Annotated in this window: 18 protein-coding genes; 13 read left to right on the top strand and 5 right to left on the bottom strand. The window is 67.7% G+C overall.

Features of this window, described 5'->3' with window-relative positions:
• Position 1 precedes the first annotated feature (1 nt).
• Complete coding sequence (locus NL1_RS01195) at positions 2-1,267, bottom strand: DUF7373 family lipoprotein (RefSeq protein WP_067833102.1); 1,266 nt, start codon at positions 1,265-1,267, stop codon at positions 2-4.
• 77 nt (positions 1,268-1,344) lie between these two features.
• On the bottom strand, positions 1,345-2,550 hold the full coding sequence (locus NL1_RS01190) for a DUF7373 family lipoprotein (protein ID WP_067833099.1): 1,206 nt from the start codon (positions 2,548-2,550) through the stop codon (positions 1,345-1,347).
• 142 nt (positions 2,551-2,692) lie between these two features.
• Between NL1_RS01190 and NL1_RS01185 the strand changes: the two genes are divergently transcribed.
• Positions 2,693-4,009 (top strand): FHA domain-containing protein, encoded by a 1,317-nt coding sequence (locus NL1_RS01185; RefSeq protein ID WP_067833097.1) that lies wholly within the window; start codon positions 2,693-2,695, stop codon positions 4,007-4,009.
• A 36-nt stretch (positions 4,010-4,045) separates the two neighbouring features.
• Here NL1_RS01185 and NL1_RS01180 read toward each other — a convergent pair whose 3' ends face one another.
• A complete protein-coding gene (locus NL1_RS01180) occupies positions 4,046-5,437 on the bottom strand; it encodes a neutral zinc metallopeptidase (RefSeq protein WP_067833094.1) in 1,392 nt (463 codons plus the stop codon).
• A 155-nt stretch (positions 5,438-5,592) separates the two neighbouring features.
• Here NL1_RS01180 and NL1_RS01175 point away from each other — a divergent pair, with 155 nt between their 5' ends.
• From NL1_RS01175 to NL1_RS01150, 6 genes are all read left to right on the top strand, one after another.
• Positions 5,593-8,148 carry an FHA domain-containing protein gene (locus NL1_RS01175; RefSeq protein WP_067833091.1) on the top strand — a complete coding sequence of 852 codons (2,556 nt, stop codon included), beginning with the start codon at positions 5,593-5,595 and terminating at the stop codon, positions 8,146-8,148.
• Positions 8,149-8,221: 73 nt separating this feature from the next.
• Positions 8,222-9,949 (top strand): hypothetical protein, encoded by a 1,728-nt coding sequence (locus NL1_RS01170; RefSeq protein WP_067833088.1) that lies wholly within the window; start codon positions 8,222-8,224, stop codon positions 9,947-9,949.
• A gap of 175 nt (positions 9,950-10,124) precedes the next feature.
• Positions 10,125-10,568 (top strand): 50S ribosomal protein L13, encoded by a 444-nt coding sequence (gene rplM / locus NL1_RS01165; RefSeq protein WP_067833240.1) that lies wholly within the window; start codon positions 10,125-10,127, stop codon positions 10,566-10,568.
• Positions 10,565-11,065: a 30S ribosomal protein S9 gene (gene rpsI, locus NL1_RS01160; RefSeq protein WP_084510203.1), complete on the top strand. Its 501-nt coding sequence runs from the start codon at positions 10,565-10,567 to the stop codon at positions 11,063-11,065. The genes rplM and rpsI overlap by 4 nt, the downstream gene beginning before the upstream one ends.
• Positions 11,066-11,276: 211 nt before the next feature.
• On the top strand, positions 11,277-12,653 hold the full coding sequence (glmM, locus tag NL1_RS01155) for a phosphoglucosamine mutase (protein ID WP_067833085.1): 1,377 nt from the start codon (positions 11,277-11,279) through the stop codon (positions 12,651-12,653).
• Positions 12,654-12,825: 172 nt separating this feature from the next.
• Positions 12,826-13,704, top strand: a complete 879-nt coding sequence (locus NL1_RS01150; RefSeq protein ID WP_067833082.1) for a type IV toxin-antitoxin system AbiEi family antitoxin — start codon at positions 12,826-12,828, stop codon at positions 13,702-13,704.
• Between the two features lie 45 nt (positions 13,705-13,749).
• On the opposite strand, the gene NL1_RS01145 is transcribed toward NL1_RS01150, so the two are convergent.
• Entirely contained in the window at positions 13,750-15,402 is a 1,653-nt protein-coding gene (locus NL1_RS01145) for an ABC-F family ATP-binding cassette domain-containing protein (protein ID WP_067833079.1), read from the bottom strand.
• Positions 15,403-15,625: 223 nt separating this feature from the next.
• On the opposite strand from NL1_RS01145, the gene NL1_RS01140 reads away from it, so the two are divergent.
• The 5 genes from NL1_RS01140 to NL1_RS01120 all read left to right on the top strand — a co-directional run bounded on the left by NL1_RS01140 (position 15,626) and on the right by NL1_RS01120 (position 19,084).
• On the top strand, positions 15,626-15,817 hold the full coding sequence (locus NL1_RS01140) for a PspC domain-containing protein (protein WP_067784968.1): 192 nt from the start codon (positions 15,626-15,628) through the stop codon (positions 15,815-15,817).
• A 114-nt stretch (positions 15,818-15,931) separates the two neighbouring features.
• Positions 15,932-16,240, top strand: coding sequence for a DUF6802 family protein (locus tag NL1_RS01135; protein WP_067833077.1), 309 nt, complete (start codon positions 15,932-15,934; stop codon positions 16,238-16,240).
• 477 nt (positions 16,241-16,717) lie between these two features.
• Positions 16,718-17,029 (top strand): hypothetical protein, encoded by a 312-nt coding sequence (locus NL1_RS01130; protein ID WP_067833074.1) that lies wholly within the window; start codon positions 16,718-16,720, stop codon positions 17,027-17,029.
• Between the two features lie 34 nt (positions 17,030-17,063).
• Entirely contained in the window at positions 17,064-18,653 is a 1,590-nt protein-coding gene (locus NL1_RS01125; RefSeq protein WP_067833071.1) for a hypothetical protein, read from the top strand.
• Positions 18,654-18,697: 44 nt separating this feature from the next.
• Positions 18,698-19,084, top strand: coding sequence for a hypothetical protein (locus NL1_RS01120; protein ID WP_067833068.1), 387 nt, complete (start codon positions 18,698-18,700; stop codon positions 19,082-19,084).
• 43 nt (positions 19,085-19,127) lie between these two features.
• Here the strand turns inward: NL1_RS01120 and NL1_RS01115 are convergent, their stop codons facing one another.
• On the bottom strand, positions 19,128-19,988 hold the full coding sequence (locus NL1_RS01115) for an alpha/beta hydrolase (RefSeq protein ID WP_067833065.1): 861 nt from the start codon (positions 19,986-19,988) through the stop codon (positions 19,128-19,130).
• Between the two features lie 36 nt (positions 19,989-20,024).
• On the opposite strand from NL1_RS01115, the gene glmS reads away from it, so the two are divergent.
• Entirely contained in the window at positions 20,025-21,905 is a 1,881-nt protein-coding gene (gene glmS, locus NL1_RS01110) for a glutamine--fructose-6-phosphate transaminase (isomerizing) (RefSeq protein ID WP_067833062.1), read from the top strand.
• The last annotated feature ends 90 nt before the right edge of the window (positions 21,906-21,995 follow it).

Genomic DNA, 21,995 nt, shown 5'->3' with positions numbered 1-21,995 from the left:
GTCAAGCGCCCCGCGCAAGGATCGAATACTGTGCCGCCACACGCTGATACAGGCTCGGATCGAATAGTCGGCCGGGCAGGCTGTCGGCTTCGACGACGGCGACGTAGCGGCCGTGGACCAAGACGCAGGTGTAGTCGTAGCGCGGGTCGAAGGCGTCCGCGTCGCGCTGTAGGCATTGGGCGTCGATGATGCCCGGTGGACTCGCGAAGTGTTGCTCGTCGTCCTGGGGCGCGGTGAGAGCACGCTGCAGACGGAACGCCGAGTCGAGGTCGCGGGTGCGGTAGACGGTCGCGTCGTTGCGCGCAACGACATCGACACCCGTGTTCGTCAGCGCTGTCTTCAGTTCGGCACCCCGTGGCTCGAAATGCATTTGCGCCGCGGCGTCGTAGACACCAACCGGCTGGGCTCGTTGTGAGGTAGGGCTGCCGCCCGCAGGCAAGGGCGGCAACGCCAAGCGCATGACGCCGTCCGGGTTGGCGGGCAGATCGAGGATCTGGTCGATCGGCGTCGGCACGAACCGGGCCAACCGTTCGAGCTGTAGTTCGAGCATCTTTCGCAATTGTGTCGCGAGGGCAGGCGCGTCGGGCTCGGGGACCGTGGACATGGTCATGATCACCATCGGTCCGCGTGTGGTGAACAGGTAGCCTTTCTGGTCGTTCGCCGTGGAGGCCAGGACATCCTCGTGGCCCGTGATATCGAGAGCGTGCCGGTTCGGTGTGAGTTCGTCCATGGCTTGGTCGAATTCCGTTGCGGCGGATCGAGCCGCCTGCTCGGAGGGAAACCGCAGCAAGACGATCGACATGTTGCGCATGGCCCGCAGTTTTTGATTCGAGCGGGTGGTGACGACGCCCGCGATCAGCTGGTTGCGTTCCGCGATCGGGCCGAATTGCTCTGGCAGGGCGCCGAGAGAATCACTGAACACCGAACCCGACGCGGAGACGATCCGCGTGGTGTCGAGCGCAGCCATCTCGCTGTCGACTTCGTAGGGTGCGACGAGATAGCCGAACAACCGCCGCGACTCGATCGCGAAGACGTCGCTCTTGGTTTCCAGCTTCGGCTCGTAGTCGACGGGAGCGGACGGGAACGGTCCGACAGCGAGACTCGCCAGATCGACGGGAGTCATGCCGGGCACCCCACGCCCTTCGATGGTTTGCGCGCCGTAGCCGGACGTCACACCGGCGAGGACGACGAGAGCCGCGGCCACGGATGGCAGAGCCCGGAATCCCGAGGCGGGGCGCGGCACGGTACTCCCTTCGATCGAATGCATGCGACGGCAGACTGTTTCACTCGGACGCGCCGAGGCGGCGTGGCTTGATCGACGTGCGGCGGTTCGGTCCGCTGTGCTCACAAACTGTTGGCCAGCAATGCGTACTGGGCCGCCACCTTCTGGCGAACGTCCGGTTCCTTGTCACTGGTCACCACGCCGACGTAGCGCTTGTACGGCACGTAGCAGCGGTATTTGTACTCCCGCTCCGGGTCGCCTTTGCTGTTGAGCTGCAGGCATTTCGCGCCGGGGACGTCGTTGGGGGCGCCGATCGGGTCGAACTGGTCGCCGACGGTGTCGATGAGGCCGGTGACGAGTTTCTGGGCGGCGTCGTTGTCGCGGGTGCGGGTCACCGAGCTGGCGTCCACGATGGCGATCTTGTCGACGCCGGTGTCCTCGATGAGGCGCTGGGTGGCGGCTTGATCGTCGGCGGAGTGGATGCCGTGGTTACCGCTGTAGATGGCGAAGGAGACCGGATCGGGGGAGTGGCCCGAGCGGTCGGCGACGGCGACGCGGGCCAGCAGGCCGTCCGGGTCGACCTTCAGGGTGTCGAGTTTGGCGACCGGGGTCGGCTGGAACTTGTCCAGCGCGGGTATCTGGGCGGCGAAGGTCTTGTCCACCCAGTCCACCAGGTCGGTGCTGTCGGCGCGGGGACGCTGCACGAACAGCGAGATGACGAACTCGCGGTGGGCCAGGAAGGCGCCGACGTTGGGAACGCCTGGGCGCCAATGCAGATAGGCGTCGGGGTACTTGGTGGAGCCGAGCCTGCGGTTCTGATCGGAGACGCCGATGTCGGCGTCCTCGAGTTCGCGGGCGGCGAGCTTGGCGGAGGCCTCGTCCGGGAAGCGGAACACGACATTGGTGACCGCGGTGGCGTCGCTGGCGGGGCGGGTCTGGCCCGCGGGATCGGCCTTGTCCGAACCGCTGGCGGCGAACCCGGTCACCATCTTGCGATTGTCCAGCACCGGCTTGGAGACGTTGGCGACGAAGTCGAGGGCCGACTCGGTGTCGGCGAGCACGGTGCTGCCTCGTCCGAAGGTGAGCGACGGATCGATGCGCACGGTCGGCACCACGGCCTCGGACATGCGCATGCCCTCCAGCAGTGCGCCGTCGCCGCCCGAATCCTGGTCGTAGGCATGCTTGTCCACGGGATAGGTGCCGACCTCCAGCCTCCGGACGTCGAGCTCGCCCGGTAATGCGGTGCCCGCCACGTTGCTGCACCCGGTCAACGCACCGGCCGCCGCCACACACGCCGCCAAGATCGCGATGCGCGAAGTCCGAACCATGACAGGCCCCTCGTTCCTCCCGTACCTGCCCATGAAGTTACCCGACGAACGCCGGGCAGAGCGACCGATCAGACACCGATTGCAATACGCTGTGGGACATGGCGACGACCTTGGACCAGACCCCCGGTGGAGGCCGATACCGGTGAAGGATCGGCAGGTCGAGGTCGTTGCGGGGAACCACGCGGTCGCCCGTGTCGCGGGCGCGGTGCTGGTGGTCGCACATCGGGGCCGGGACAGGCCGACCGAGGACGCGCCGGCCGTCATCGCGTTGGAATCGCTCGCGGAACTGGTCAGGGCGGCCGTCGAACAGCAACCGAGTGGCCCCGGCGCGCTGGTCGCGCGGCAGGCGACGCGCTGGCTCATGAAGCACGCCGAGCAGATCAGCCCCGGCGTGCCTATCGATTTCGGCATTCTCTCCGCGGCGGAGAACGGCGGGATGGCGATCTTCCTGCACGGCGCGGTGACCGCGGTGCTCGCGGGGGACGGCAGGTCCGAACGGTACCGGGGCAGCGACGCGGCGTTCACCGTCGATCGCGTCGCGGCCGTTCCGGCGCGCGGTGTCGCGCTGTTCATCGACGACACCGAGGGCCGGATTCCCGAAATGCCCGAGCAGCGCGGAATCGGTTGGCTGGTCGAAGGCATCGCGCAGGCCGGAGGGGCGATCGTCTGGTCGGACGGCGCCCGTTCGCGCCCGGCGCCTGCCTCCCAGCCGGAGACCGCCGAGCAGCGAGCGCCGCAGCATCGCACCCCCGCCGCGCCGCTGCCGACTGCCCGCATAGATCCGGAGCCACGTCAGCGGCCACGGCCCGAACCGGAGCCGGAACTCACGGCGACGCAGGCGTCGACCTCGATGCTGGACTCGGTGACCGACCGGCCCGACCCGCACGAGGCCGACACCCAGGTCGGCGGCACCAACCCGGCACCCCAGCCCGATCCCGATCTGCAGCGCCGCCTCGAGGCCACCGCCAAGGCCACCGCGCTCACCGTGAAGGTGATGGGATTCAAGTGCGCACGAGCCCATCCCAGTGATCCGCGCGCGGCGTTCTGCACCGTCTGTGGCATGCCGGTGGATCAGACCCAGGCGCTGATCGAGGTGGTCCGTCCGCCGTTGGGCATGCTGATCCTCGATGACGGCATGACCTACATGCTGGCCGCCGACGCGGTGCTCGGCCGCGACCCGGAAAACTCCGAGGCGGCGCAGCGCGGGCTGATTCCGCTGAAGGTCGAGGACAATTCCGGCGGAATGTCCCGCGCGCACGCGGAGATTCGGCTGATCAACTGGGATGTGACCGTGGTGGATCGCGGCTCGACCAACGGCACCCGCACGCGGCTGCCCGGGTACCGGGACTGGGTCCGGCTCAATCCCAACCAGCCGATGAGCCTGGTGCCGGGCACCGAGGTGATGATCGGCAACCGGGTGCTGCGCTTCGAACCGGCCGCGCCGCCGCCATTCGGCTGACGCCGGTTGCCGATCGACGCATTCGCCTGCTGCGGCCTACGAGTACCGCGACATGCAGGTGTTCTCGCCGTTGAGCACGCCCGCGCGGAAGGCGTCCACCCTGGCGAATCCGCTCGGTACCGTCTTGCCCTGCGCATCGCTGGCCGCGAGGCCGTCGGTGAGCAGGCCCGACACCGCCTCGTCCAGATCGCCCGCGGCCAGGGAGATGTCGCCCTGGGTGCGTTGGCGATTCGGGTCGGCGAGCTTGCCCGTGACCACGCCTGCCAGACAGGCGGCGCGCAGCCCGGTCTTGGCGCCGACCAGCGACTGGCCGTGGCTCTGCTGCACCGCGAGGGTGTAGCGGGCGATGAAGACGACGTAGCCGTTGTAGTCGCCGGTCACCTTGAGCGGCAGCGGGTTGTCCTGGTCGACGTCGGCGGTGCCGCGTTTGGCCAATTCGGCGATGTCGGTGGCGATGAGATTCTCGGCGGGACAATAGGAGACCGGTGCCGTGGTGGTGCCGTCGCGGCAGTCGATCTTCGCGCCGTTGTAGTTGTAGGTCGGGCGGTCTTCGATGGGCAGGATCGCGGCGAGCGCCTTGGTGAGCTCGATCAGGCTTTCCTTGTCGATGGGGTACTCGCCGGTGCTGCCGCCCAGCGTCTGCGGCAGGCCGCCGCGACGCTGGTTGATCTCGTCGATGTCGATGCCCTTACACGCCTTGGGGCCGTCGGTGAATCCGATCTGCACCGCGGTGACCCGCTCGAAGGCCGAGCCGTGCACGCTCTCCGGGTCGTCGGGGTCGGAGTCGCGGATCGCGACGGTGGCAGCGAGCACCGAATTCAGGCCGTCGGAAGTGTTGATGGTGAAGTGCTTCGACTTGCCCTCCGCCACGTGACGGATGAACGACCCTGCGAAGCAGTCGGCCTGCTGCTCCTTGACGATCACCGGATCCTTGGCATCGACGATCTTGGCCTGCGACTGGATGGCGTGCCCGTACTCATGGGCCAGCACCATCACGACGGCCATCTTGCCGAAGGTGTCCTCCATGGTGGGCAGCAGCACCGAGCGGTCCCACCCGATGGAGTTGTCGAGGCGGCAGAAGGCCGCGTTCACCAGTCGGTAGGTCGTCTCCTTGCAGAACTCCGGCGCGTCGGTGCGCGGCGCCTTCGCGCTCCAGGAGATGAGCCGCTCGACAGGAACGAATTCGCCGTCGAACTCCTTGCCGTACTCGGCGCGCCAGTAGGTCTGGATGTCATCGATGGCGTTCAGCGCCAAGGTGTCGGTCGCGCCGCGGTCGCCGTTGATCGCGGTGAGGTCGGTGTCGGGTGCCCCGGGACGCGGCCCGCTCGGCCCGCTCGTGGTCGGCAATCCGGCGACCCTGAACGGGTCGTCGTACACCGAGACCGCACGGCCGTCCACCGCACGCGTACACCCCGCGAGCAGGGCCATCGCGCACAGCGCAACCGTAATGACAGCGGTCGCTTGGAGTTTCGGCAAAGCTCCCCCTAGTCGGCCGGTAGAACCTTCACATCGGTCGCCGGATCGGGGCGAGAGGCGCGTCGGGGGCACCGCCGATGTCCGGTTGATGGCATAGTATCCGCTGCATGTCTTTACCGGGGGCGCAGACCATCACCGTGCGCCATGATGGAACTGAACGGGTCTTCGATTCGAATCAGCAAGTCACTATGGGCCGCGCGCCCGAGGTGACGCTGTTCGTCGACAGCCCGCTGGTGTCACGAGTGCACGCGACACTGGCCTGGCAGGGGAGTGGCTGGGTTCTCACCGACAACGGCAGTACCAATGGCGTTTTCGTGGACGCTCGCCGGCTGAGTCAGCCGGTGTCGATCGACCGGCCGACGCAGGTCCGGCTCGGCGACGCGATCAGCGGTCCGCTGCTGCACCTGCTGCCCGCCGCGGCACCGGTCCGGCACGCGCGAACCCAGGTGGCGCAACCGTCTTCGCAGCCGCAGCAGGCGCAACGGCCGAACTATCAGCATCCAAACCGTCCGCCGGTCGGGCAGCCATCGCATCAGCCTGCACCGTCGCATCAGCCGCCGCCGCACCAGTCGCCGCCTGCGCACCAACCTGTCGGGGCGCACCAGCCGCCCTCGCAGCCGACACCGCAGCAGCCCAACTTCAACATGACCACCAAGGCCGACACCTCGGCACTGCCGCCGCTGCGCACCAGGGCGTCGACCGCGCCGATCGCCAGGGCCGACCGGATCCCGTCCGCCGGTCTCGCCATCGGCCGCACCACCGACAACCAGATCGTCGTCAACGATCCGCTGGCCTCCCGCAAGCACGCTCGCCTCGTCGCGGCAGGCGAGGGCCTCACCATCGAGGATCTCGGCTCGGCGAACGGCACCTTCGTCAACGGCACCCGCCAGCAACGCACGGTGCTGCGCGAGCGCGACATCGTCACCATCGGCAATATCGACTTCGTCGTCCAGCAGGGCACCCTGGTGCACCGGCAGAAGCCGGTCGCCGAGCAGGGGCTGCACGTGCACGGCGTCGGATTCACCGTCGAGGGCAACAAGCAGCTGCTCGTCGACGTGAACATGCAGGCGGGCCGCGGCACGCTGACCGCGCTCATCGGCCCGTCGGGTGCGGGCAAGTCGACGCTGTCGAAGCTGATCGCGGGCACCACCCAGCCCTCCGGCGGCGTGGTGACCTTCGAGGGACGCAACCTGCACGCCGAGTACGAGGCGCTGCGCTCCCGTATCGGCATGGTCCCGCAGGACGACGTGCTGCACCGTCAGCTCACGGTGCGCCAGGCGCTCGGCTACGCCGCCGAGCTGCGACTGCCGCCGGACACCACCAAGGCCGACCGCCAGCAGGTGATCGACGGTGTGCTGAAAGAGCTTTCGCTCACCGAACACGCCGACACCAGGGTGGACCGGCTCTCCGGCGGTCAGCGCAAGCGCGCCTCGGTGGCGCTCGAACTGCTCACCGGCCCTTCGCTGCTGATCCTGGACGAGCCGACCTCGGGTCTGGACCCGGCGCTGGACCGCCAGGTCATGGTGATGCTGCGCGAGCTGGCCGACGCCGGTCGCGTGGTCATCGTGGTCACCCACTCGGTGGCCTGCCTGGACATGTGCGATCAGGTGCTGCTGCTGGCGCCGGGCGGCAAGACCGCGTTCTGCGGGCATCCGGCCGGTGTCGGCGGGGCCTTGGGTACCAGCGACTGGGCCGAGATCTTCGCGAACGTGGCGGCCAATCCGGACCAGGCGTTCGCGGCCTATCGATCCAGACAGGCGTTCGCGCCACCGCCGCCACCGCCGCCGCGCTACGGACCCGTGGGCAGCCCGCCGCAGTCGAGCGGGTTCAAACAGTTCTCCACACTGGTGCGCAGACAGATCCGGCTGATCTTCGCCGACCGCGGCTATCTGGTCTTCCTCTTACTGCTGCCGTTCATTCTCGGTGTGCTCTCGCTGGTGGTGCCCGGCAAGAACGGTTTCGCGCCCGGCGGACTGACGACCTTGCCCACCGGCGAGATCGTGCGCGTCGGCGGCGGCGAGACCCAGCAGTTGCTCGTCGTGCTCATTCTCGGCGCCTGCTTCATGGGCGCCACGCTGACCGTGCGCGACCTGGTGGGCGAGCGCACGATCTTCTACCGCGAGCGGGCGGTCGGCCTGCTGCCCTCGGCATATCTGATGGCCAAGATCGCGGTGTTCAGTGTCACCGCGTTCCTCCAGGCGGCGGTGCTGGTCGGGATCACGCTGGCCGGTAAGAACCCGCCGGGAGCGGGGTCGGTGCTGTCCTCGGGCAGCGTCGAGCTGTACATCGACATCGCGCTGACCGCCGTGTGCTGTGTGGTGTTCGGTTTGCTGATCTCTAGCCTGGCGAAGTCGAACGAGCAGGTCATGCCGATGCTCGTCGTGATGATCATGGTGCAGCTGGTGATGGCGGGCGGACTCATCCCGGTCACCGACCGGATCGTGCTCGAACAGCTGTCCTGGGTGTTTCCCTCGCGCTGGGGCTACGCGGCGGGCTCGTCGACGGTCGATATCAAGACGATCTTCGCCAACGCCCAGCAGGACAAACTCTGGGATCACACGGCGGGCATCTGGATCCTCGACGTGACACTGCTGCTGGTGATCACCGCGCTGCTCGCATTCGCGACCTGGCAGCGGCTGCGGCTGAAGAAGTCCGCGGCGTGACTACCTACTCGAACCGCCACGACCTGGGGTCGGCTGGGATCGCGCGCATGTCGCTCGCACAGCAGGCACACTTATGACTGTGACGGTGCGAGTAGGGGCAGTGCATCTCGGTTGGGATGTGGTGTCCGTGGCAGCGGGCGGCGGGCGAACCCCGATCCGGCCGGTGCAGGTGGAAGGTACGTATACGCCGCCGGCGTATCTGCTGGCGGATTCGTCGGGCAGGCTGCACACCGCCGGGGTCGACCGGCAGCGTCCGGACCTCGGTATGGCCATCGCCGACGTGCGCGACATCCTCGGTCACCCGCAGATCGTGGTGGCCGGAGCGACCTGGCCTGCGGAAATGGTCTTCCGTGCCCGCATGTACAACCCGCTCGCGTCCATCGGTAAATACCTGCGCGGCAAACCGGACGTGGTGGCGCTGCCCTTCCCGGACGGCTGGCCGGACGAGAAGGTCGAGGTGTACGCCGAGCTCGTCGAGACGCTCGACGTGGTGGTGGAACCGCTGCCCGAGAGCGTCGCGCTGTCGGGGTACGTGCGTGCCCTCGGTTTGGTGCGTGCGCCCGACAAGCGCAACCCGCACGGCGTCGGCGCGACCGGCGTCTACTCCGACGGTCGCACCATGCTGGTGGTCGCGGTGCACGGGGACGACGAGCAGCCCACCGAATCCGTCGACGTGCCGGTGACCAGCGACGCGATGCGCGATGCGCGCTCGGCCGACAACGTGGTGATCGAGGTCATGGCCGCGGCTCGCTCCATCGGGGCGGACACTTCGACGGTGCTGCTGAGCGGCAATGTCTGCTTCAACGAGGCGTTGCGGTTCGCTTTCCAGAACCACCTCGGCCATCGGCTGCACGTCGCCGACCATCCGATGCACGCGTTGGTGCTCGGAGCCACCCATCTGCTGGTCACCGACAGCGAATCGGGAGAGCCGGAACAGGGGGGCAGGCACGCCGAGGCCGCGCCGCGGAACGACTATTCCTCGCCGCAGCAGGCACCTGCTCAGCACCAGCCGCAGCAGTGGCAGGCGGAACCACAACGTCCTGCCGAACCGCAGCGTCCTGCCGAACCGCCGCAACGACCGGTCGAGCACGCGCAGCGTCCACCGGAAACGGCGCAGCGGCCCGACCTCGGTCCGCAGTCGTCGCCGGGATCGCCCGTGGTCACCTACGGGCCCGGTTACCCGACCGCCCCGCCGAACCCCGAACCCCCGCCCAGCGAGGAGCCGACCACTCGCGTCACACGCGAGGACATGGCGCGCGGTCTGCCGCCGAATCTGGCAGAGCTGGGCGGCCGATTCACCAGGCCGCCCGGGCAGCACCCCGAGGATCAGCGGACCACCGTGCTGGGGCATCAGGCGCCCAGCTCGCAGCCGCCCGGTCCGCGGTCGCCGTATCCGCCACCCAGCCACCAGGGTTCCTGGCAGCAGCCGTCCGCCGAGGACGACGACGAAGACGGCCAGGAGCGCAAAGGCAAGCTCTGGAACAAGATGAAGGGCAACCTGTTCGGCGCGCAGGCGGTGGTGGGCGCGGTGGCGCTGGCCGTGGTCGCCATGCCTTCCGAGGGTGAACGGGTCGAGCTCACCGGCGCAGGCGAGCCGATTCGCGTAGTAATCGATGAGGCTGCTCCCGTGTCCTGCGGGCTGACGCCGCACGTCGCGCCCGGCGATCGCAGGCAGGGAATTGCCACGGTGCGGGTGCCCTCGTCGGAGTCGGAATGCGCGCCGCCGAGCATGGACACGCTTCGGTACGTGGTGCCCGGGCCGCCGGGCGCGATCGATCCCGGGGCCCCGGTCGAGATCTGACCGGATTCGGGTCCCTCGATACCTTCCTGGTATCGTTCTGCGTTGGCGTGTGGGCGATCGGGCGATTCTTCGTGGATCACCAGGTCGTACACCGAGGCCCGGGTCTCAACCGGCCGCCGGGACCACCTCTACCGCACGCTTGGCCGGCAACACCGACGACAGACAGGGAAGCACTGTGCCTACGTACAGCCCCAAGGCGGGTGACGTGACCCGTAAGTGGTACGTCATCGACGCCACTGACGTAGTGCTCGGCCGTCTTGCCGTCCAGGCAGCGAATCTGCTGCGTGGCAAGAACAAGCCGACCTACGCGCCGAACTTCGATGGTGGCGATTTCGTCATCATCATCAATGCGGACAAGATTGCCATCTCCGGCAACAAGCGCACCGACAAGCTCATCCACCACCACTCCGGACACCCGGGCGGCCTCAAGTCGCGCACTGTCGGTCAGGTGTTGGAGACCCGTCCGGAGCGTCTCGTGGAGAAGGCCGTCAAGGGCATGATCCCGAAGAACAAGCTGGGCAACGCCATCGCGGGCAAGCTCAAGGTCTACGCGGGCCCGACCCATCCGCACGCCGCTCAGCAGCCCGTTCCGTTCGAGATCAAGCAGGTGGCCCAGTGACCGCTCCCGAGGAATTCAACGAGGACTTCGCCGAAGAGGCCGCCGTCGAGGTCGTGGAGGAGGACTACGGCTACGAGGCCGAGCCCGCCGCCTACGCCCCGGTCGTCATCGACCGCCCGGTGCAGACCGTCGGCCGCCGCAAGGAGGCCGTCGTCCGCGTCCGCCTGCTGCCCGGCACCGGCAACTTCGTGCTCAACGGCCGCACCATCGAGGACTACTTCCCGAACAAGGTGCACCAGCAGCTGGTGAAGTCGCCGCTGGTGACCGTCGAGCGCACCGAGTCCTTCGACGTGCACGCCCGCCTGGTCGGCGGCGGCCCGTCGGGTCAGGCAGGCGCCCTGCGTCTGGCCATCGCCCGCGCGCTGATCGAGGTCACCCCCGAGGACCGTCCCGCCCTCAAGCGTGCCGGCTTCCTGACCCGTGACCCGCGTGCCACCGAGCGCAAGAAGTACGGTCTGAAGAAGGCGCGTAAGGCGCCTCAGTACTCGAAGCGCTGATTTTGGCTTCGTCGATCACCGCCAACCGGCACCTGGGAGGTGCCGGGGGCGGTATGGTCGGCGCGGCAGCTGTACGAGAGCAGGCTTCCAGCACCGCTGGTCGCCTGCTCTCGCTGTATTGAGTCGCGGCGTTCGCGGGCCCTGCACGGTTGCACAGGCCGACGCCTGCGGGCCCATCGCATGTCGCGAAACCACCGATGAGGGGCGAGGTATGGGACGTTTGTTCGGCACCGACGGTGTCCGCGGGCTTGCCAATGGATCGCTGAGTCCGGAACTGGCACTGCGGGTTTCCGGAGCAGCGGCGCAGGTACTCGGCCGTGGCAAGAAGCGTGCGCTCGCGGTGGTCGGCCGCGACCCGCGAGCATCCGGCGAGATGCTGGAAGCCGCCGTGACCGCAGGACTGACCGCGGCGGGTGTCAACGTGCTCTCGGTGGGGGTGCTGCCGACACCGGCGGTCGCCTACCTCACCGGTCTCTACGACGCGTGTCTCGGCGTGATGATCTCCGCCTCGCACAACCCGATGCCGGACAACGGCATCAAGATCTTCGCCGCGGGCGGTCACAAGCTCGACGATGCCATCGAGGACCGGATCGAGGCGCTGGTGGCCGGGGACGCCACCGCACGCCCGACCGGCGCGGATATCGGACGGGTGCTGAACGCCTCCGGCGCGCGCGACCACGGGCTGGTCATCCCGGACCAATACAGCCTGGAAGGCACCCACGAGCGGTACGTCGAGCACTTGGTCGAGGCCACCGGCCAGGACCTGAGCGGGCTCACCGTGGTGGTCGACTGCGCGCACGGCGCGGCTGCCGAGGTCGGTCCCGCCGCGTATCGCGAGGCGGGCGCGACGGTGTTCGCCATCAACGCCGAACCCGACGGCCTCAACATCAACGACGGCTGCGGCTCGACCCACCTGGAGCAGGTCCAGCGTGCGGTGCGCGAGCACGGCGCCGACCTCGGGCTCGCCCACGACGGCGACGCCGACCGCTGCCTCGCCGTGGACGCCGAGGGCAATGTCGTCGACGGCGACGCGATCCTCGCGATTCTCGCCCTCGCGATGAAGGAGGCGGGCCGACTCGCGAGCGACACGCTGGTCGCCACCGTCATGAGCAACCTCGGCCTGCACATCGCGATGCGCGAGGCCGGAATCGCCTTGCGCACCACCGCCGTCGGCGACCGCTACGTGCTGGAGGAACTCCGCCGCGGTGGATACAGCCTCGGCGGCGAGCAGTCCGGTCACGTGGTCTTCCCCAAGTACGGCACCACCGGCGACGGCATCCTCACCGGCCTGCGCCTGATGGCCAGGATGGCCCAGACGCGCCGCACCCTCGCGGACCTCGCGAGCGTGCTGCAGACCGTGCCGCAGGTGCTGTTGAACGTCCCGGTGAACGACAAGGTGGCGGTCGCTGCCGCACCGGAGGTGCGCGACGCGGTGTCGGAAGCCGAGCGCGTGCTGGGGGATTCCGGACGGGTTCTGTTGCGTCCCAGCGGTACCGAGCAGTTGGTGCGGGTGATGGTGGAGGCGACCGATCCGGTGCAGGCGAAGCAGCTTGCGGATGATCTGGCGAAGAGGGTTGCGTCGGTTTAGGGGCTGTTCCTTACCTCCCGCGGTTGGGTGGGGGCGGTTCGGCTTCCGAGGTGGTCGACCGGCTGTGGTTGCGTTCTGGTGAGTTGTCCACAGACTCGAAGTTATCCACCGCCCAACAGTTTCCGCAGGTCACCGAATCCACGCCGCGGCGCACATAGTCCACGGTGGTCCCATGCGACCGGGACTGACGGAAGTTCGAGACAAGCAATTCGGCGCCTTCACCGCCTGGCAGGCCTTGTGCGAGTACACCCGCGCCGAAGTGCGCGCTCGCGTGGACCGCGGCGAATGGGTGCGCGTGTTCCACGGCGTGTATCGCGAAGCCGCGACACCGCCGACCCCGCAATTGCGGGTGGAGGCCGCGCGCCTGTCGATCGGAGCCCAGTCGTTGGCCGCCGCTTACGAGACCGCCGCAGAACTACACGGTTTCGCGGTGTGCGAAAGCCGAGCAACGCACGTCCTCGGCGCTCAACGATCGCGGACCGCCCGCCTGGTAGTGCACAGCGATCGGACCGAGCCGGGGGATCTGGAACTGGTCAACGGCATCGTGGCGACGAACGCCATCCGCACCGCGGTCGACGTCGCGCGGACAGCCGACCGGCTGGACACGTTGGCGACCTTGGACTCCGCACTACACCTCGGCATTTCCCGTACGTCACTGCTCGCGGAAAGTGAACGGCATCGAGGACGTCGCGGCTATGTGCATGCGGTGGAGCTGATCGAACTCGCGGATGGTCGTGCGGAGTCGCCGATGGAGTCACGGACGCGGCTGCGCTGTATCGACGCCGGACTGCCGCGCCCCGAGCCGCAGGTCGAGGTGTTGACCAGAAACGGGCTCCGGCGACTCGACCTCGGCTGGCCGGAGTGGCGAATCGGCCTGGAATACGACAGCGTGGCATGGCATTCCGGCGAAGCGGCGGTAGCGCGCGACGATCTGCGGCACCACTGGCTCTCGGCGGACGGTTGGACCGTCTACTACGCCACCGCCACGGACGTGTACCTGCGACCCGAGAACTTCGTCGAACCCATCCGGTGCGCGATGAGGGGGCGGTAGGCGATGGTTATCCAACTCCCAGGCCCCACGGCGCGGGTAAGCCGGTCAGTTCTCGGTGAGTTTGCCGTTCTCGATATGCCAACGCCGGTTCGCGCGGACCGAATCCAGCATCCGCCGGTCGTGCGTGACCAGCAGCATTGTGCCGGTGAAGGATTCGACGGCCTGCTCGAGTTGTTCGATCGCGGGCAGGTCGAGGTGGTTCGTCGGCTCGTCCAGCACGAGCAGGTTCACTCCGCGTGCTTGCAGAAGCGCCAGCGCGGCGCGCGTGCGCTCGCCGGGCGAGAGAGTGTCGCAGGCACGCATCACATGTGGCCCGCGCAGCCCGAACTTGGCCAGCAGCGTACGCACTTCCGCGTCCGGCCAGTCCGGCATCTCGGCGCCGAAAGTGTCTGCGAGGGAACCGGTTCCGCGGAAGAGCCCGCGCGCCTGGTCGACCTCGCCGATCTCGACGCCGGAGCCGAGCATGGCGGTCCCCGAGTCGGGCTGAATCTTGCCGAGCAGGAGCGCGAGCAACGTCGACTTGCCGGAACCATTCGCACCGGTCAGCACGATCCGATCAGCCCAGTCCACCTGGGTCGTCACCGGACCGAGGGTGAAGTCACCGCGGGTGACCGTCGCGTCGGAGACCGTGGCGACCACCGACCCGCTGCGCGGCGCGGAGGCGATGGACATCCGCAGCTCCCACTCCTTGCGCGGCTCCTCCACCACCTCCAGCCGCTCGATACGGCGCTGCGTCTGACGGGCTTTGGCCGCCTGCTTCTCGGTCGACTCCGCGCGCATCTTGCGACCCGCCTTGTCGGAATCCAGCTTCTTCGGGTCGCGCGCCTTGCGGCGGGCGTTGCGCACACCGTGCTCGAGCCAGTTGCGCTGCATCTGCGCACGCGTCTCCAGGCTCGACTTGGTGTCGGCGTACTCCTCGTAGGTGTCCCTGGCGTGCTGGCGGGCGATCGCCCGTTCGGCCAGGAACGACTCGTAGCTGCCGTCGTAGACACCCACCTGCTGCTGCGCGAGATCCAGTTCGACGATCCGGTTCACGGTGCGCGCCAGGAACTCTCGATCGTGGCTGATCACCATCAGCGGCACGCGCACGCCGGTGACGAACTGCTCGAGGCGAGCCAGTCCGTCCAAATCCAGATCGTTGGTCGGCTCGTCGAGCAGCAGAATGTCGAAGCGGGACAACAAGACCGATGCCAGACCGGCCCGTGCCGCCTGACCGCCGGAGAGGCCGGTCATCGGCGTGTCCAGCCCGCTCGCGAGGCTCGCGGTGAGACCGAGATCGGACGCGACCTCCTCGGCCCGCTGGTCGAGGTCCGCTCCGCCGAGCGCGAGCCAGCGTTCCAGTGCGGGCGTGTAGTCGTCCGCGCCACCCTCGGCGAGCCGTTCCGCGGCGGAGTCCATGGCGTGCTGCGCCGCCGTGACGCCCGTCCGGCGGCCGAGGAACTCGAGGACGGTTTCGCCGGGAATCCGCTCCGGCTCCTGCGCCAGGTAGCCGACCGTCGCGTCCGGAGGGCTGAGGGTGATCGAGCCGGTGGGCGCCGTGCGGTCGGCGAGCATGCGCAGCAACGTCGACTTGCCCGCGCCGTTGACGCCGACCAGGCCGATCACGTCACCCGGGGCGAGCGTCAGATCGAGCTCGTCGAACAGGGTGCGTTCGCCGTGTCCGGCGGAGAGTCCGCGCGCATGCAAAGTGGTGCTCACCCGGAGAAGTCTGCCGTGTTCGCGTCGGCGCGCCGCACGGGGTCGCACTCCGCAGACCGCCGTCGAACACCGAGTGCATTGGATTCGCGCTCGTACTCGGGGTTTCACCCTGAGGCGGGGCGCCGAGAATTCAGGGTCCCGATGGGTCACCCGACCGATGTGCGCGGGCGCGTTCACACGGAGAGTGGATGGCACAGCGATCGACACCAGAGAAGGAAGACCGATGACCGCACCTGCCCGCCGCCTCACCCGCACCTCCCACGACAAGTGGATCGCCGGAGTCTGCGGCGGCATCGCACAGTACTTCGGCTGGAACGCAGGCATCGTCCGGCTGCTGTTCGTACTGTCCTGCCTGCTGCCCGGCCCGCAGTTCATCCTGTACCTCGTTCTCTGGCTGGTGATTCCGAAAAAGTGACCACCGCGACCGGGTCGGGGGCTGCGCCAGGGACTCGTGGATGACAGGATGGTGTGATTCCCCGCGACTGCGGGAGTTCCGCACCATCGCACGAGTCCCGTCCGAGGAGGAGCCATGATCACGTCCGGCGAGTTCCCGGGCATGGATCTACCCGACATCGATGCGTCCACTCCATTGGGCGGCCTCGGCGCGGTCGAACTGAACGAGCCCACCCAGGACATCAACGCCGACGGCATCCTGGACTCCATCACCACCCAGGGCGACGACTCGATGCAGGTCTGGACCGACTACGACCACGACGGCTTCGCCGACCACGTCACCGTCGTGGAAAAGGACGGCGACTACGCCGCCTGGGAATTCCACCGCCACCCCGACGGCTCCTCCGAATGGGTCCGCACCGACCAGGGCAAGATCGGGGAGTAGTCCCCGTCGGCCGGCGGGCGCACTACCAAAAGGCGCCCGCCACAGACTCTTCCGAGAGTCGTCGTGTGGCTCACAGGACTCCGCGCCAACGAGAGCCACCCGACTCGGCCGAACGAATCCCATCACGAGGCCGAAAACGCGCGCCACCACGTGACTCCGACGCGCCGACTACACTCACCTCCCATACGGCCCCCGAACGCCGACCCCATAGAGGGGTGAACCAGGCCGCAGGCTGCGATGATCCGCACATCACCGTGCGGATCATCGGAACCTGCGTCCGCGCGCAGCGGCCCCGATTGAGCCGCGCCGCCCCGCGCAGTAGGTTTCTGTGTACGACAGCGGCGAATCGCATGGATCCGACGGAACCGAGTGAAGGCCGAACGCGTCGAAGAAGGTATGGCGATACTCGGCGCGCCTAGGTTCTCTAGGGTTCCGAGCTGGGGATCGGACGAAGCGACTACGGAGGGGCCCGTACTGATGACCAACACGAGTAGCACGCTTGGTGTCAAGACCGGTGAGCTCGGCAGGTTGAGCAACGAGCTTCAGGCGTCGACCGACGTCGTCAAGAATCAGATCAAGAAGATCAGTGACAACCTCTTCGGGCCGGGCGACGCCGGAACGAAATACGAAGGCAAAGGCAAAGACATCCAGAGCGGCCTCGAGGCGTTGCGTCAGCGCATCGATGACTGGTCCAACGCGAGTGGTGCCACCGCGGACGTGATCGGCGCCGCGGTGGTCAGCTACTCCACCGTGGACGAACAGCGTGCCAGCGAACTGAACAACAAGTGACCTGGGGGACCGAAGAATGACTTCTGATGCTCCCGTGTCCAGCACTATCGTGCAGTTGCTGGACTACGGATCGAAAATGCTGCTGTACTTCGAAGATTTCGAGCCGCGTTACAAACGAGCCTTCGGTGATTTGCCCAGCAGCCTGCAGAGCTATGAAGCGCTGCACAAGCGGTACTACGAGCAGAACGGCCTGAACGAGGACAAGCTTACGAATACGATCGACGCCTTGAAAGAGGTCGTCAAAGCGATGCAAGAGCAGTACGGTACGCAATCGAAGACATCGCAGAGCATTTCGCAGGCATGGCAGGGTGACGCGGCAACCGCGGCGCTGAGCATGATGTCCACTCAGCTCAGGTTGGCCGAAGCGGATTCCAAGATCGCCCAGGAAATCCTCGGGGCTTTCGAAAAGGCGCCGCAGAGCCTCCGGGCTGCCGTCAAAATCAAGTCGGATCAGGTTCTCCAAATTTTGGAGAATGGGGAGCATGTAAGGATCGACGGCAAATCGGCGGAGGATATAGACGCGATCATCTCGGGTGCGCAGGGCGTATCGTGGACCAACACTTGGTCCGGGGACAGTGAAGCCAATAAGGTCGTGCGTATCTTCCCTGACATGCTGGAAGGGGCCAAAGACGGCCTTACGGGTTGGGCCACAAATACATTCATGGGCGGCGTGATCTTCCCTGGCTCGCCATATGAGCAAATGATCAAAGACAGATGCAAACACTGGCTGGACAACGTCTTCAAGCCGGACTACGCGGCGAAAACTACGAAATTCCTCGAAGCCTGTAACCAGACGGATACCAAGGTCACCGAAGCATACGATCTGATCATCTCCGCGGTGAAGAAGATCTCCGAGGAGCCGTATCCCCGACCTGCCGGAACGCCCAAGACGACCAATCCCTCGCCGGGAGAACCAGGTCCGGGACCCAGCCCAGGCCCAAGCCCCGGGCCAAGCACCCCTGGTCCGAGCACCTCGCCGGATGACACGACGACTGACGACGATGACGATGACTCGACGCAATCGACGTCGTTGGAGGGTCTTGCGAGCTTGGCCTCGTCGCTCTCTTCGGCGGCCAGCACCCTTGCCACGGGGTTGAGTTCGGGTCTGAGCGCGCTGAGCGGCGTCATCCAAGACGGAGTCGACACGGCGCTGGCGCAGTTGGAGGAAGTGACCAAGCAGTCGGAAGAGGACGCGAAGACCGACGAGGAGAACAAGGACGACAAGGCGAAGGCCGAGTTCGATCTCGCGGGAAAGCATCTGACGGTCGAAATGGGACCGGACGGACAGTTGAAGCTGGTCGCTACCGATCCCGATGGCACGTCGCACGAATACGGCATGAAGTTCGACGAGAACGGCAACCCGGTCATCACGGATACGGAGCAGAAGCCTGGCGAGGGCGAGACGCCTCCTCCCGGGGAGGACAAGCCCGCCGACGGTGGTCAGAATCCAGAGGGCGGTACCGGCAATCCCGGTGCGACTCCGTCGGTTCCGCCGGGTGGGAAGCGAGAAGAGGACGGCGAGTACAAGCCGGAGCCGATTCCGGCGCCCGTTGTGGAGGAGGACGCGGAACCGGAAGAGCCGTTCGACAGCGGTGCGCAGTTGGCCGAGGCGGGACCGTTGTGAATCCGGCCGAGGCAGCATGATCGGGATCGGCTAGGAGTGCAGTCATGGTGAATTACGCCGAGGAGATGGACCGGATCGGCGACGAGTGCCGTCGGATATCCGCAGCGATCTCCGAAGATTTGATCGAGATAAACCGGAGGACGGCCGACAAGAGCCGCGAACTCGCGGAGCAGTCCGCGGCGGCGATGCGGGAGTTCTGGGCAGAGCACGGCGAGGAAATCGCCAAGGCCCAAGCCGAGGCCGAGGAGAAGGAACGGCAAGAGGTCGAGGCCAGGGCCGAGCAGGAACGACTCGCGGCCGAGGCGCGCGAGCAGCGCGAGGCGATCGCGCGCTCCATCGCGGCGCGCAAGTCGAAGGACGTCGTCACGCCGATCGACGAGGACGACGATCCCGAGTCGGAGTACTACCGACGGAAGAGCTGGTTGATCTGAAGGCGGGAGCGCCGGTCGCGTCCGAGCGGGCGGCGCGCTCCTCTTACTTCCGCAGCAACTGGGCGACGGTGCCGATGGAGAGCTTCGGCCGTTCCTCTTCTTCCTGCGGCGCGTTCGGGTCGACGAGCTGGGTGTGGGGGATGGCGGCTTCCGGGTCGGCGAAGGGCTTGTAGGTCTTGTCGCCGAGGAGGGTGTAGTTGAGGTAGCCGACGAGCAGGGCGCGGGTGGTGCGGGCCGTTTTGGCTTCGTGCTTGCCCGCGCCGAGGGCGGCGAGGGCGCGGCGGCCCTCGATGATGCCGTTGTGGGAGGCGCCGTCGATGGTGCGCAGCACCGCTTCGCCGCCCCACGCGGTGGTGAGGGGGAGCGCGTTGGAGCTGACGGAGGAGACGTCGGTGGCGCCCGCCAGGATGAGGGCGGGGATTTCGAGGTCGGGGGCGAGGGTTTCCGCGGAGGGGGCGGTCGGCGCGGGGAAGAGGGCGGCGAGTGCGGCGACCTTTCGCTGAGCCGCGGCGATGACGGCGGCGCCCGCACCCATACCGTGCCCGACCAGGGCGAGCTTGTCGGGGTGCACGCTGATCTCGCCGTCGCCGAGGCGGACGCCGGTGCAGATGTCGAGGGTGGTGAGCAAGTCGGTCGCGAGGCCGAGGTGTGACGGAATCGGGCCGCGCTCGGTGTCGGGGGCGGCGGCGACGAAACCCCAGGACGCGAGGTGTTCGAGGAGCTCACGGTAGTTGCCGACGCCGGTGAGCCAGCCGTGCCCGAAGGCGACGGCGGGCAGGCCGAGTCCGTTTTCGGGCGTATAGACGACCCCGGGCTGGCCCGCGATGGCCAGGTTCCCCCGCAGCACGCGGTGCGGGCCGCGGCTGGTCAGGGTGCTCAGTAGCGATTTCACAGACGCCGACACGACGTGAACGTTATCCGATAAGTACTCTGGTGAGCCATGTGCGGAATCGTTGGCTACGTCGGATACCGGGACGCGCTCGGCGTCGTCGTTGACGCCTTGCGCCGCATGGAATACCGCGGGTACGACTCCGCGGGCGTCGCGATCCTGGACGGACAGGGCGCTCTCGCGGTGGAGCGCAAGGCGGGCAGGCTGGCCAATCTGGAGGCCGAGCTGGCCGAGACCGGGTTCGCGAACTTCGCGGGCACCACCGGTATGGGGCACACGCGGTGGGCCACGCACGGCGCGCCGACCGACCGCAACGCACACCCGCACCGGGATGTCTCCGGCAAGGTCGCGGTGGTGCACAACGGCATCATCGAGAACTTCGCGCCGCTGCGGCGCGAACTGGAGGACGCCGGGGTCGAGCTGTCCAGCGACACCGACACCGAGGTCGCCGTGCACCTGGTGGCCCGCGCCTACGCCGTCGGTCCGACCGCGGGCGACTTCCCGGCCAGCGCGCTGGCCGTGCTTCGCCGCCTGGAGGGCGCGTTCACGCTGGTCTTCACCCACGCCGACCACCCGGGTGTGATCGTCGCGGCGCGTCGCAGCACCCCGCTGGTTGTCGGCGTCGGCAAGGGCGAGATGTTCATCGCCTCGGACGTGACCGCGTTCATCGAGCACACCCGCGAGGCGGTCGAGCTCGGTCAGGACCAGGCCGTGGTGATCACCTCGGACAGCTACGAGGTCACCGACTTCGCGGGCTCCGAGGACGGGGTGCGTACCCGGCCGTTCACCATCGACTGGGATCTGGCGGCCGCCGAGAAGGGCGGCCACGATTACTTCATGCTCAAGGAGATCGAGGAGCAGCCGACCTCGGTCGCCGACACCTTGATCGGGCACTTCACCACCGACGAGTCCGGCGGCCGGATCGTGCTGGACGAGCAGCGGCTCGCCGATCAGGAGCTGCGCGAGTTCGACAAGGTCTTCGTGGTGGCGTGCGGCAGTTCGTACCACGCGGGCCTGCTGGCCAAGTACGCGATCGAGCACTGGACGCGCCTGCCCGTCGAGGTGGAGCTGGCCAGTGAGTTCCGCTACCGCGACCCGGTGCTGGACCGGTCGACGCTGGTGGTGGCGATCTCGCAGTCCGGTGAGACCGCCGACACGCTGGAGGCAGTGCGGCACGCCAAGGAGCAGAAGGCGCGCGTGCTCGCCATCTGCAACACCAACGGCGCGCAGATCCCGCGCGAGTCCGACGCGGTCCTCTACACCCGCACCGGCCCGGAGATCGGCGTCGCCTCCACCAAGGCGTTCCTGGCGCAGGTGGCGGCGAACTACCTGGTGGGTCTGGCGCTGGCGCAAGCGCGCGGCACCAAGTACCCCGACGAGGTGGCGCGCGAGTTCCGCGAGCTGGAGGCCATGCCGAAGCTTGTCGAGCGGGTGCTGGAGACGGCGCCGCAGGTGCGGGCGATCGCCAGGGAGCTGGCGCATGTGCCGACCGTGCTGTTCCTCGGCCGCCACGTGGGCTACCCGGTGGCGCTGGAGGGTGCGCTCAAGCTCAAGGAGCTCGCGTACATGCATGCCGAGGGCTTCGCCGCGGGTGAGCTCAAGCACGGCCCGATCGCGCTGATCGAGGACGGACTTCCGGTGATCGTGGTGATGCCTTCGCCGAAGGGCCGCGCGGTGCTGCATTCCAAGCTGCTCAGCAATATCCGCGAGATCCAGGCGCGCGGCGCGCGGACGATCGTGATCGCGGAGGAGGGCGACGACACGGTGCGCCCGTTCGCCGATGACCTGATCGAAATCCCCTCGGCGCCGACTCTGTTCCAGCCGCTGCTCTCGACGGTCCCGCTGCAGATCTTCGCCGCCGAGGTGGCGCAGGCCCGCGGCTACGACGTCGACAAGCCGCGGAACCTGGCGAAATCGGTAACGGTCGAATAGATCTCGGCCCAGGGGTCGGCTCCGGCTGCCGCGCTCGGACAGTCCGCGGCCGACCCCGAACTCGCGCCGCTCGTCGCGGCCGTCGAAGCG

The organism is Nocardia lijiangensis NBRC 108240, assembly GCF_001613045.1.
Taxonomy (GTDB): domain Bacteria; phylum Actinomycetota; class Actinomycetes; order Mycobacteriales; family Mycobacteriaceae; genus Nocardia; species Nocardia lijiangensis.
The sequence above is the reverse complement of the archived record's forward strand: the minus strand, read 5'-3'. Positions and strand labels throughout refer to the sequence as shown.

Coding starts and splice junctions, on each gene's coding strand:
- NL1_RS01170 (WP_067833088.1), top strand. CDS start 8,222: ATGACTGTGACGGTGCGAGTAGGGGCAGTGCATCTCGGTTGGGATGTG.
- glmM (WP_067833085.1), top strand. CDS start 11,277: ATGGGACGTTTGTTCGGCACCGACGGTGTCCGCGGGCTTGCCAATGGA.
- NL1_RS01180 (WP_067833094.1), bottom strand. CDS start 5,437: ATGGCCCTGCTCGCGGGGTGTACGCGTGCGGTGGACGGCCGTGCGGTC.
- NL1_RS01190 (WP_067833099.1), bottom strand. CDS start 2,550: ATGGTTCGGACTTCGCGCATCGCGATCTTGGCGGCGTGTGTGGCGGCG.
- NL1_RS01140 (WP_067784968.1), top strand. CDS start 15,626: ATGACCGCACCTGCCCGCCGCCTCACCCGCACCTCCCACGACAAGTGG.
- glmS (WP_067833062.1), top strand. CDS start 20,025: ATGTGCGGAATCGTTGGCTACGTCGGATACCGGGACGCGCTCGGCGTC.
- NL1_RS01130 (WP_067833074.1), top strand. CDS start 16,718: ATGACCAACACGAGTAGCACGCTTGGTGTCAAGACCGGTGAGCTCGGC.
- NL1_RS01195 (WP_067833102.1), bottom strand. CDS start 1,267: ATGCATTCGATCGAAGGGAGTACCGTGCCGCGCCCCGCCTCGGGATTC.
- NL1_RS01150 (WP_067833082.1), top strand. CDS start 12,826: ATGCGACCGGGACTGACGGAAGTTCGAGACAAGCAATTCGGCGCCTTC.
- NL1_RS01135 (WP_067833077.1), top strand. CDS start 15,932: ATGATCACGTCCGGCGAGTTCCCGGGCATGGATCTACCCGACATCGAT.
- NL1_RS01175 (WP_067833091.1), top strand. CDS start 5,593: ATGTCTTTACCGGGGGCGCAGACCATCACCGTGCGCCATGATGGAACT.
- NL1_RS01120 (WP_067833068.1), top strand. CDS start 18,698: ATGGTGAATTACGCCGAGGAGATGGACCGGATCGGCGACGAGTGCCGT.